The sequence below is a fragment of the Bacteroides sp. MSB163 genome (assembly GCF_036416795.1).
Taxonomy (GTDB): domain Bacteria; phylum Bacteroidota; class Bacteroidia; order Bacteroidales; family Bacteroidaceae; genus Bacteroides; species Bacteroides maternus.
On the sequence record NZ_CP143867.1, the window covers coordinates 443,567 to 455,831 of the forward strand.

Sequence of the window (12,265 nt, forward strand, 5' to 3'; positions counted from 1 at the left end):
CTAAATCAAGCGGTTTCATTTCAATATCTTAAAGCCCTGACAATCCTACTTCTGACGGATATAGATGTTTATCGGAGTTCCGGTCAAACTCCACTTCTCACGCATCTTATTTTCCAGGAAACGTTTATAGGGTTCCTTTACATACTGCGGCAAGTTAGCGAAATACACAAAAGAAGGTACCTGCGTATTAGGCAACTGCGTAATATACTTAATCTTGATATACTTGCCTTTGGTTGCAGGAGGTGGATACGCCTCAATCAAAGGAAGCATTTCTTCATTCAACCGGGCAGTAGGAATACGCGTCATACGATTATCATACACTATACGCGCTTCTTCCAATACCTTCAGAATGCGTTGTTTGGTCAATGCCGAACCGAAGATAATAGGGAAATCAACAAACGGAGCAAAACGACTACGGATAGTATCTTCGAAAGTCTTCATTACCTTCACAGTTTTGTCCTGTACTAAATCCCATTTATTTACTACCACTACCAAACCTTTGGCATTTTTCTGTATCAGTGAGAATATATTCAAGTCTTGACTCTCAATACCACGGGTAGCATCCAACATAAGGATACACACATCAGCGTTCTCAATAGAACGGATAGAACGGATTACGGAATAATACTCCAAATCTTCATTCACCTTGCTCTTCTTACGGATACCAGCAGTATCTACCAGATAAAAATCAAAACCAAATTTATTGTAACGTGTATAGATAGAATCACGTGTTGTACCGGCAATCTCCGTCACAATATTACGATCTTCACCTATAAAAGCATTCACAATAGAAGACTTACCTGCATTCGGACGTCCCACCACTGCAAAGCGGGGAATATCTTCATCCAGTATTTCGTCAGCTTCTTTCTTGAATGTACCAACAATCAAGTCCATCATATCACCCGTTCCACTACCCGTCATAGCCGAGATACAGTAAGGATCACCCAATCCCAGCTTATAAAATTCGGGAGCATTGTATTGCAGTTCTCCGTTATCGGTCTTATTGGCAATCAACAATACCGGCTTTTGAGTACGGCGCAGAATAGCAGCCACCTGCATATCAAGGTCAGTTACTCCATTCATTACATCTACCACAAACAATATTACGTCTGCTTCATCCACAGCCATCAATACTTGTTTGCGTATCTCTTCTTCGAAAATATCGTCAGAGTTCACCACCCATCCACCGGTATCTACCACGGAGAACTCCTTCCCCAGCCATTCCGATTTACCATACTGGCGGTCGCGTGTTGTTCCTGCTTCTTCGTTCACAATCGCCTGACGTGTTTTAGTCAAGCGGTTAAATAAAGTAGACTTTCCCACATTGGGGCGTCCTACGATTGCAACTAAATTTCCCATAGTTCACTCTCATTGTTTTTGCGACTATCCCAGTCGTATGAATATTCTAATCCAGTTGATAACCAAAATTGCGCAACTCTTTGTCCGAACTACGCCAATCCTTATCCACTTTCACAAATGTCTCCAAGAAAATAGTCTTTCCGAAGAACCTTTCCAAATCACGGCGCGCCTCAGTAGCCACTTTTTTCAGTGCCTTGCCCTGCTTACCGATAATAATTCCTTTCTGCGAATCACGCTCTACATAAATCACAGCATTGATATGTATCTTCTTCGCATCCTCCTTAAATTGTTCCACCACTACCTCTACCGAATAGGGTATCTCTTTGTCATAATATAATAGAATTTTCTCGCGGATAATCTCATTCACAAAGAAACGCGCCGGTTTATCCGTCCATTGATCCTTGTCGAAATAAGGCGGCGAATCCGGCAATAATTCCTTCACCCGCTTCATCACATATTCCACATTGAATTTCGTAGTTGCGGAAATCGGAATAATTTCTGCATTAGGCAACAATGCTTTCCATGCTTCCACCAGCTCCACCAATTTCTCCTGATTCGACAAATCGATCTTATTGATAAGCAGCAGGACAGGTATTTCCATACGTGCCACCTTTTCTATAAACTCATTATGCTTATCAGGCGTCTCAACCACATCCGTCACATATAGCAAAACATCCGCGTCCGCCAATGCCGAGGTAGAAAAATTCAGCATAGACTCCTGCAACTTATACTGTGGCTTCAGCACGCCCGGAGTATCCGAGAATACAATCTGCATATCGTCCGTATTATAGATACCCATAATGCGGTGGCGAGTTGTCTGCGCCTTAAAAGTAGCAATCGAAATCCGCTCACCCACTAAGGCGTTCATCAGCGTAGACTTACCTACATTCGGATTTCCCACGATGTTTACAAAACCAGCTTTATGCATCACATTCCTCTATTTTAGTTGAGACAAAAAAACGCATCGAAAATAGGATGCGTTTTTTCTTATTTATTAACGTAACGTTGTTACTGTTTTTTTCCATCATATCCCCACTTCACATAAACGGCTCCCCAAGTAAATCCTGCACCGAATGCCGTAAAGATCAAGTTATCGCCTTTTTTAAGTTTATCCTCGAAATCCCACAGGCAAAGCGGAAGCGTACCGGCACTTGTATTACCATAACGTTCTATATTAATCATTACCTTTTCGCGAGGAACTTCCAAGCGGTGAGCTACTGCATCAATGATGCGCAAGTTCGCCTGATGAGGAATAATCCAGTCGATATTATCCTTAGTGAGATTATTTCTTTCCGCAATAGCCACACAAGCGTCCGACATATTGGATACGGCATACTTAAATACTGTACGACCTTCCTGATAAAGAAAGTGCATGTGATTATCCACTGTGAAATAAGAAGGAGGACATACAGAACCACCGGCCTTCATATGCAAGAAAGGTAACCCTTTACCGTCTGTTCTTAAAATAGCGTCCATGACACCAACATCCTCAGTAGTCGGTTCCATCATAACCGCAGCTGCCCCGTCACCAAAGATCGGGCAAGTAGCACGTTCGGTATAATCCACCATAGACGACATTTTGTCACCACCCACTAAAATAATTTTCTTATATCTCCCCGAACGGATAAAATTAGCTCCCGTTTCCAACAAGTACAAGAAACCACTACAAGCAGCCTGTAAGTCAAAAGCAAAAGCATGTTTTAATCCAAGCTTATCACATAGGATAGAAGCTGTAGAAGGGAAATGATAATCAGGAGTAGTAGTAGCGACAATCACCAGATCAATATCATCAGGATTAGAACCTGTACGCTGCATCAACTGCTTTGCGGCTTTACGAGCCATGTACGAAGTTCCCAACCCTTCTTCATTCAAGATATGTCTTTCCTTTACTCCGATACGGGTCATAATCCATTCATCATTGGTATCCACCATTCTTGATATCTCTTCATTCGTCAAGATATAATCGGGTACATATCCGCCGACTCCTGTAATTACTGCATTTATTTTTTCCATTAATCCTGCTTAAGTTAATGAATACCTAAACAACGGTAGTCTAAAAAGGTTTGTGCTTACAAATCTTTTTAGACATCCGGCATTCAAGTATATTCTTTATCAGGCTGCAAATTAAACAGCAGCTTCTTTCTCAATAGCAAGCTTGCCTCTGTAATATCCGCAAGCACCACATACAGTGTGATATACATGCCATTCACCACAGTTCGGGCAAATTGCCAATGTAGGAGCTACTGCCTTATCATGAGTTCTTCTCTTTGCAGTTCTTGTTTTAGACTGTCTTCTCTTAGGATGTGCCATTTTTTTTAATCTTTAATTGTTATCTAATATTTTCTTTAATTCGTTCCAGCGCGGATCAATCTGAGTTTCCTCTACATCACCTCCCGGCATTGCATCTTCACCTTCAATAAAGATTTCATCTTCCGCATCATCTTCGTCCGCTTTCGTCCGCAAATGCTTATGCAACTTACTGCTCACTGCCTTGTTACACTTTCCGGGAGCATGTACATGCTTCATCGGAATAGCCAATGCAATAAACTCATACATAAACCATGCCACATTGATCTCTCCTTCTTCTTCGGGAATCACAATGAGGTTATCACCTTCTTCAGCATACTCATGACCGAACTTCACCATCAGCTTATCTGTAGAGCTTACCGGTTGTTCCATATCATCCAGGCAGCGGTCACACGGTACCCATACCATTCCATCCGTCTGGAAGTTCAATTCGAAAGCACGAGATGTTTTCTTTACAACCAGCGTAACATTAACCTTACCCTTTTGTACTTCTGGTCCATCAATGTTAGCAAAGAAAAGGTTATCCAGTACAAACTCATACTTACAAGAGTCTGCCTGCATGCCTTTCAAATCAATTTTGTATTTATCAAACTTTCCCAAAGCTTCTTTTATTTATTCGGGCGACAAAGATACAAATAATTATCCTCATAATGTAGAAATTAGCAACGAAATATTCATTTTTTAAGCTCTATTCTGAATATCGTCCCCTTATTGATCTCCGATTGCTTCACAAAAATGGATCCAGAATGATACTCAACCACAATCCTTCGTGCTAATGAAAGGCCCAATCCCCATCCCCTTTTCTTAGTGGTATATCCAGGAGCAAAGACCGTTTCAAAATATCGTTTGTCAATTCCTTTCCCCGTATCTGCCACATCAACACACCAATATCTTGACGTTTCCTGCACCGAAATAACCAATACTCCTACTCCACCCATTGCATCAACAGCATTCTTACAAAGATTTTCTATCACCCATTCAAACAGAGCAACATTCAGCCGCACGGGGGAAAGTGAATCGGGTACATGGGTACTGATTTTCACTTTGTCTGAAGTACGATGGGCTATATAATCCGTCACCCGTTCCAACAGAGCTTTTAAATCAGCATCCTCCAGCTCAGGGATAGAACCGATTTTAGAGAAACGATTAGCAATCATCTGTAAACGCTCCACATCTTCCGCCATAGCAGGAATCAAATCATCCTGTGGATATTGTGTCTTCAGTAATTCCGTCCATGCCATTAGTGAAGAGATCGGAGTTCCCAGTTGATGGGCAGTTTCCTTGGATAACCCAACCCATACTTTATTCTGTTCCGCCTTTTTAGAACTCAACAAAGCAAAGATAGCAATAAGAACAAAAATAAGTACTACCGTTAATTGAACATAAGGATAAACAGCCAACCGGGTAAGCATAAGGGAAGGTCCATAATATACACTCAGATAATCGCCATCGCCATTAAGATCTATGCGAATACAGTTACTTTCACGGTTAAAATCACTCAGTTTTCTCTTTAAGGAGGCTATTGTATCAGCCGAAGACAGTTTTATATTCCTATATGTCTGTACATCCTCATTCTGATCAACCACGATTACCGGAATAGTATGATTGGCATTCAGAACTTTCAAGACCATAGTCAAATCCGTATTTCCATCTGCAGTTTGCAAATTCTTCATTGCTTCCGCCCACACTTCCATACGTACTCGTTCTTCAGCAGATAAATCGCTTATCAGAGAATGTGAGACATAAAGAGAGGCAACAGCTATCACCATGGCAGCTAATACCAACCAGAATTTTATCGGATGGATTTCCTTTATAAAGCGCATTATATATAAATAAGATGTAAACTTACGGTATATAAACGTAAATGCCAAAGAAATATTATACCTATAAACACAAAAAGCCTCCATATCATTTCGATATGGAGGCTTTCCTTCAAAAACGGCGACTACCTACTCTCCCACTTGACGCAGTACCATCGGCGTGACCAGGCTTAACTTCTCTGTTCGGAATGGGAAGAGGTGGAACCCTGATGCTATAGTCACCTGAAATAAGTTAGACACGATGTAAAAAGCAAAGTTAGAAAACTGAACGTATATATCCGCCATACAAGGCAAGGACCAAAAGTCAACGGGCAATTAGTAATGCTCGGCTATGATGTTACCACCTGTACACCTGCATCCTATCAACGTTGTAGTCTTCAACGACCCTAAGAAATCTAATCTTGTGGCTGGCTTCGTACTTAGATGCTTTCAGCACTTATCCAATCCCGACTTAGATACCCAGCAATGCACCTGGCGGCACAACTGGTAAACCAGAGGTCAGTCCAACACGGTCCTCTCGTACTAGTGTCAGAGCCACGCAAATTTCATACGCCCACGATAGATAGAGACCGAACTGTCTCACGACGTTCTGAACCCAGCTCGCGTGCCACTTTAATGGGCGAACAGCCCAACCCTTGGGACCTTCTCCAGCCCCAGGATGTGACGAGCCGACATCGAGGTGCCAAACCCCTCCGTCGATATGAGCTCTTGGGAGGGATCAGCCTGTTATCCCCGGAGTACCTTTTATCCTTTGAGCGATGTCCTTTCCATACAGAAACACCGGATCACTATGCTCTAGTTTCCTACCTGATCGACTTGTGAGTCTCCCAGTCAAGCGCCCTTATGCCATTACACTCTGCCGACGGTTACCAATCGTCGTGAGGGCACCTTTAGAAGCCTCCGTTACGTTTTTGGAGGCGACCACCCCAGTCAAACTACCCACCAAACAGTGTCCTCGCAGCGCGAGTTAGAACTCAAATAACCAAAGGGCCGTATTTCAACAGCGGCTCCACAAATACTGGCGTACCTGTTTCAAAGCCTCCGGCCTATCCTACACATCAATTACCCAAATTCAATGTTAAGCTATAGTAAAGGTTCACGGGGTCTTTTCGTCCCATCGCGGGTAATCGGCATCTTCACCGATACTACAATTTCACTGAGCTCACGGTTGAGACAGTGTCCAGATCATTACACCATTCGTGCAGGTCGGAACTTACCCGACAAGGAATTTCGCTACCTTAGGACCGTTATAGTTACGGCCGCCGTTTACTGGGGCTTCAATTCAATGCTTCTCTTGCGATGACATCTCCTCTTAACCTTCCAGCACCGGGCAGGTGTCAGGCTGTATACTTCATCTTTCAATTTGGCACAGCCCTGTGTTTTTGTTAAACAGTTGCCTGGACCGATTCTCTGCGCCCCGCCTCGCAGCGGGGACCCTTTATCCCGAAGTTACAGGGTCAATTTGCCTAGTTCCTTAACCGTGAATCACTCAAGCGCCTTAGTATATTCAACCCGACTACGTGTGTCCGTTTGCGGTACGGGTACCTTAAAGATTAAGTTTAGCGGATTTTCTTGGGAGTATGTTTACATGCGCTATTGGATTGTTCCGAAGAACGCTCCATACTATCAGGTTCGACTCTCGGAGCGGATTTGCCTACCCCGATCAACATCTACACCCTTCAACGGACTATTCCGTCAGTCCGCGGCACTGTCACGCCTCCGTCTCCACGTCACTCCTTAAGGTAGTACAGGAATATTAACCTGTTCTGCCATCGGCCTCACCGTTCGGCTGAGCCTTAGGACCCGACTAACCCTGATCCGATTAGCGTTGATCAGGAAACCTTAGTCTTTCGGCGAGGGGGTTTCTCACCCCCTTTATCGTTACTTATACCTACATTTGCTTTTCCACACGCTCCAGCAAAGCTCACGCTTCACCTTCAACGCGGAGTGGAATGCTCCCCTACCGATGTATAAACATCCCATAGCTTCGGTAAATTGCTTATGCCCGATTATTATCCACGCCAAACTCCTCGACTAGTGAGCTGTTACGCACTCTTTAAATGAATGGCTGCTTCCAAGCCAACATCCTAGCTGTCTTAGCAATCTGACTTCGTTAGATCAACTTAGCAATTATTTCGGGACCTTAGCTGATGGTCCGGATTGTTCTCCTTTAGGACATGGACCTTAGCACCCATGCCCTCACTCCTGATATAGAACTAATACGCATTCGGAGTTTGTCAAGACTTGATAGGCGGCGAAGCCCTCGCATCTTATCAGTCGCTCTACCTCATATTAGTATAAATCAAGGCTGCACCTAAATGCATTTCGGGGAGTACGAGCTATCTCCAAGTTTGATTAGCCTTTCACCCCCACCCTCAGCTCATCCGGAAGCTTTTCAACGCTTATCGGTTCGGTCCTCCAGACAGTGTTACCTGTCCTTCAACCTGGCCAAGGGTAGATCACTTGGTTTCGCGTCTACTCCTTCCGACTATCCGCCCTATTAAGACTCGCTTTCGCTTCGGCTGCAGATCTCAAGATCCTTAACCTTGCCGGAAAAAGTAACTCGTAGGTTCATTATGCAAAAGGCACGCCGTCACAGCTAAAAGCTGCTCCGACCGCTTGTAGGCGCATGGTTTCAGGGACTATTTCACTCTTCTGTTCGAAGTGCTTTTCACCTTTCCTTCACAGTACTGGTTCGCTATCGGTCTCTCGGGAGTATTTAGCCTTACCGGATGGTCCCGGCAGATTCACGCAAGATTCCTCGTGTCCCGCGCTACTCAGGATACCACTAGGGTTAAGTTAGCTTAGTATACCGGGTTATCACCGTCTATGACTGAACTTTCCAGATCATTCTACTCACTAACTGTCGTCCCACGACGTGGTCCTACAACCCCATACATGCCGTAACACATATGGTTTGGGCTGTTCCCCGTTCGCTCGCCACTACTAGGGGAATCATTATTTATTTTCTATTCCTACAGGTACTAAGATGTTTCAGTTCCCTGCGTTCGCCTCCATCATTAGATGGATAATATCTCTTCAAGATATTGGGTTGTCCCATTCGGAAATCCGCGGATCAAAGGTTATTTGCACCTACCCGCGGCTTATCGCAGCTTATCACGTCCTTCATCGCCTCCGAGAGCCAAGGCATCCGCCATGCGCCCTTACTTACTTTTAGTCTTACCTAGCCGTATGGCTCGATATATACTTTCAGCTTGTTATAACTTTACTTTTTTTTGTACATCATGTCAAAGATCGATTACCTAGAAAAGGTAGAGTGGAGAATAACGGATTCGAACCGTTGACCCCCTGCGTGCAAAGCAGGTGCTCTAGCCAGCTGAGCTAATCCCCCCCTTTTAATTACGAATTACTAAATAACAACTACAAGTCCGAACGGAGTAATTTTTATTCATAATTTGTAATTACTTAAAGAGTAGTCCCAGGCAGAGTTGAACTGCCGACCTCTACATTATCAGTGTAGCGCTCTAACCAACTGAGCTATAGGACTGTCAGTCAAACCCTCGCCTTGCGGCTCGGCTTCTTCTTTCTCTTATATTATATAAACAACTACGCGTAGTCCAAGAGGTTCTAATGGAAGTATCACAAAAGAACCAACCTCTAATATTTGTTTCAATCGTTTAATTGAATTTGAGCGCCGCTCCAGAAAGGAGGTGTTCCAGCCGCACCTTCCGGTACGGCTACCTTGTTACGACTTAGCCCCAATTACCAGTTTTACCCTAGGCCGCTCCTTACGGTTACGGACTTCAGGTACCCCCGGCTTTCATGGCTTGACGGGCGGTGTGTACAAGGCCCGGGAACGTATTCACCGCGCCGTGGCTGATGCGCGATTACTAGCGAATCCAGCTTCATGGAGTCGGGTTGCAGACTCCAATCCGAACTGAGAGAGGCTTTTGGGATTAGCATCACATCGCTGTGTAGCTGCCTTCTGTACCCCCCATTGTAACACGTGTGTAGCCCCGGACGTAAGGGCCGTGCTGATTTGACGTCATCCCCACCTTCCTCACATCTTACGACGGCAGTCTCTCTAGAGTCCTCAGCATGACCTGTTAGTAACTAAAGATAAGGGTTGCGCTCGTTATGGCACTTAAGCCGACACCTCACGGCACGAGCTGACGACAACCATGCAGCACCTTCACAACTGCCCGAAGGAAGATCTGTTTCCAAATCCGTCAGTTGCAATTTAAGCCCGGGTAAGGTTCCTCGCGTATCATCGAATTAAACCACATGTTCCTCCGCTTGTGCGGGCCCCCGTCAATTCCTTTGAGTTTCACCGTTGCCGGCGTACTCCCCAGGTGGAATACTTAATGCTTTCGCTTGGCCGCTTGCATTATATCGCAAACAGCGAGTATTCATCGTTTACTGTGTGGACTACCAGGGTATCTAATCCTGTTTGATACCCACACTTTCGAGCATCAGCGTCAGTTACAGTCCAGTAAGCTGCCTTCGCAATCGGAGTTCTTCGTGATATCTAAGCATTTCACCGCTACACCACGAATTCCGCCTACCTCTACTGCACTCAAGAAACCCAGTATCAACTGCAATTTTACGGTTGAGCCGCAAACTTTCACAACTGACTTAAGCTTCCGCCTACGCTCCCTTTAAACCCAATAAATCCGGATAACGCTCGGATCCTCCGTATTACCGCGGCTGCTGGCACGGAGTTAGCCGATCCTTATTCGTATGGTACATACAAAACAGTATACATACTGCACTTTATTCCCATATAAAAGAAGTTTACAACCCATAGGGCAGTCATCCTTCACGCTACTTGGCTGGTTCAGACTCTCGTCCATTGACCAATATTCCTCACTGCTGCCTCCCGTAGGAGTTTGGACCGTGTCTCAGTTCCAATGTGGGGGACCTTCCTCTCAGAACCCCTATCCATCGATGTCTTGGTGGGCCGTTACCCCGCCAACAAACTAATGGAACGCATCCCCATCGGTTATCGAAATTCTTTAATAACAAGAAGATGCCTTCTCGTTATACTATCCGGTATTAATCTTTCTTTCGAAAGGCTATCCCAGAATAACCGGTAGGTTGGATACGTGTTACTCACCCGTGCGCCGGTCGCCATCAGTCTATTGCTAGACCATGCTGCCCCTCGACTTGCATGTGTTAAGCCTGTAGCTAGCGTTCATCCTGAGCCAGGATCAAACTCTTCATTGTAAAAGTATTGTTATTACTAGTAAGAATACTAGTGATTTTGCTCTGTTCAGGACGCTCGGTTTATTAAAAGTCTTCAAATTACCTATATATATAAGTTACTTGACGGTTCTTTTTTTTATACCCAGAATGTACGCTTGGTTATTAATTATTCATTACTAACCATTGTAGCATTCTGCTCTTGTACTACTTGTATTGTTTATGTAAATTCTTCAAAGATCGCTTCTTTTCAAAACTGCTTTTCTTTTCAGAAAGCGGATGCAAAGGTAAGAACTTTTAAGCATATCTTCCAAATAATTTCAGAAGTTTTTTTTCTTTTTTCTTTTTCTCGTCGTCTCTCTTTGCGAAAGGGAGATAAAAGAGGAAAGAGAAAGGAGTTCTTAGCAACACCGGTTTCCTAATCAGCAAGTCAATTATCGATTGCCTTCGTTTGGAAAGCGGGCGCAAAGGTAAGAACTTTATCACATATCTTCCAAATGTTTCCGGAAGTTTTTTTTCTTTTTTCTTTTAAAATGCTGTATTCTTGGTTGGAATTAAGCCCAAAGAAAAGAAAAACGGTGGAGTTCCTACGCCGTTTCTGTCAGAATGTCAATTGCAAGGCTTACCGTCTCTTGGAAAGCGGATGCAAAAGTAGGGCATATTACGATTCAATCCAAATATATCTATCACTTTTTCACCATATTTCTGAAACAATTTCGTAAATGGCTGATTGATAAGGATGTTGTAGAACATAATTCTGAAAGAAAGGATGAAAGAAGGGGAAGAGGATACATTATTATATATACGTGCGCGAAATGTGCGCGTGAACAGAGGCGGGAAAAAGCACAGGGAGAACCTTAAAGCTGAGGATTGGAGGTATAAAGCTAAGGTTTGAGAACCTAGAGCTGAGGTTTAGCGAGGTAAAGTTGAGATTCATTTTTGCGGAGTTGAGGTATGGTTTTGTAATGATGAAGTTGGTACACTTGGTACAGAGGTTCACCGGCTCCTTTTCCTCACACACACGTGCGCGTATAATTAAGGTGTGAATCCCCACCACTCAGCCACCACCACCGATCATTCCTCACCGCTTATCCGACTTTGTATAAGTTCCATTTCCATCTGCGCTTTCCAACAGACCGTATTTCGCAAGTGCTTCAGCCAAATGGAAGCGGAGGTAATGGCGAGATCCCATAGGGCTTGAATTCCTTCTTCTGCTCCTCGGTGAGGCGAAGCGTGAAAGCTCCGCCCATGACAGCGGATTACTGTCATTTGCCACATTTTCCTCTTGAGCGTCCACCTTACGCGCGTGTGTGAGACGAAAGAAGGGCTGTACCAAGTGTACCAACGTCGGATGGAATTTCGGCTTGATCTTTTATACCGCACAGTTCGGCCAGATGGAAGGCGGTACTTATATGCACATCGTTGTGTCAGGTTGTCAGCGCATTGCTGAATAACTTTTCGGCTACCTGCGGATTATACTTTGATGAAAGGCTGATGCTATGGAATTCACAGGAAGTACAGAAGCAGAAATCATTTAGATTCATCCCGATGTCCCACTACTATTCCCATTAGTATGCAGATACCTCTGCATGACAGATAGAATACGTCTACTAAAT

The 12,265-nt window shown here is 44.2% G+C and carries 8 protein-coding genes, 2 tRNA genes and 3 rRNA genes; 1 reads left to right on the forward strand and 12 read right to left on the reverse strand.

Annotated features, from left to right (window positions below):
* Positions 1-45 precede the first annotated feature (45 nt).
* From der to VYM24_RS01605, 12 genes are all read right to left on the reverse strand, one after another.
* A complete protein-coding gene (gene der / locus VYM24_RS01550) occupies positions 46-1,359 on the reverse strand; it encodes a ribosome biogenesis GTPase Der (protein WP_330941298.1) in 1,314 nt (437 codons plus the stop codon).
* Between the two features lie 46 nt (positions 1,360-1,405).
* Positions 1,406-2,287 (reverse strand): GTPase Era, encoded by an 882-nt coding sequence (era, locus tag VYM24_RS01555; protein WP_291553345.1) that lies wholly within the window; start codon positions 2,285-2,287, stop codon positions 1,406-1,408.
* An 80-nt stretch (positions 2,288-2,367) separates the two neighbouring features.
* Positions 2,368-3,372 (reverse strand): beta-ketoacyl-ACP synthase III, encoded by a 1,005-nt coding sequence (locus VYM24_RS01560; RefSeq protein WP_007210034.1) that lies wholly within the window; start codon positions 3,370-3,372, stop codon positions 2,368-2,370.
* A gap of 111 nt (positions 3,373-3,483) precedes the next feature.
* Positions 3,484-3,669: a 50S ribosomal protein L32 gene (rpmF, locus tag VYM24_RS01565; RefSeq protein WP_002562387.1), complete on the reverse strand. Its 186-nt coding sequence runs from the start codon at positions 3,667-3,669 to the stop codon at positions 3,484-3,486.
* A gap of 12 nt (positions 3,670-3,681) precedes the next feature.
* Entirely contained in the window at positions 3,682-4,266 is a 585-nt protein-coding gene (locus tag VYM24_RS01570; RefSeq protein WP_291553343.1) for a YceD family protein, read from the reverse strand.
* 74 nt (positions 4,267-4,340) lie between these two features.
* Positions 4,341-5,489, reverse strand: a complete 1,149-nt coding sequence (locus VYM24_RS01575; protein ID WP_291553347.1) for a sensor histidine kinase — start codon at positions 5,487-5,489, stop codon at positions 4,341-4,343.
* Positions 5,490-5,602: 113 nt separating this feature from the next.
* A 5S ribosomal RNA gene (rrf, locus tag VYM24_RS01580) occupies positions 5,603-5,712 on the reverse strand.
* Positions 5,713-5,781: 69 nt separating this feature from the next.
* A 23S ribosomal RNA gene (locus VYM24_RS01585) occupies positions 5,782-8,664 on the reverse strand.
* A 100-nt stretch (positions 8,665-8,764) separates the two neighbouring features.
* Positions 8,765-8,838: transfer RNA gene (locus tag VYM24_RS01590), tRNA-Ala, on the reverse strand.
* 82 nt (positions 8,839-8,920) lie between these two features.
* A tRNA-Ile gene (locus VYM24_RS01595) sits at positions 8,921-8,994 on the reverse strand.
* Between the two features lie 156 nt (positions 8,995-9,150).
* Positions 9,151-10,673 (reverse strand): 16S ribosomal RNA (locus VYM24_RS01600).
* Together the 16S, 23S and 5S rRNA genes with 2 tRNA genes alongside form the textbook arrangement of a ribosomal RNA operon.
* A 1,057-nt stretch (positions 10,674-11,730) precedes the next feature.
* Positions 11,731-11,946: a hypothetical protein gene (locus VYM24_RS01605; RefSeq protein ID WP_330941299.1), complete on the reverse strand. Its 216-nt coding sequence runs from the start codon at positions 11,944-11,946 to the stop codon at positions 11,731-11,733.
* Positions 11,947-11,959: 13 nt separating this feature from the next.
* Between VYM24_RS01605 and VYM24_RS01610 the strand changes: the two genes are divergently transcribed.
* Positions 11,960-12,103, forward strand: a complete 144-nt coding sequence (locus tag VYM24_RS01610) for a hypothetical protein (RefSeq protein ID WP_330941300.1) — start codon at positions 11,960-11,962, stop codon at positions 12,101-12,103.
* The last annotated feature ends 162 nt before the right edge of the window (positions 12,104-12,265 follow it).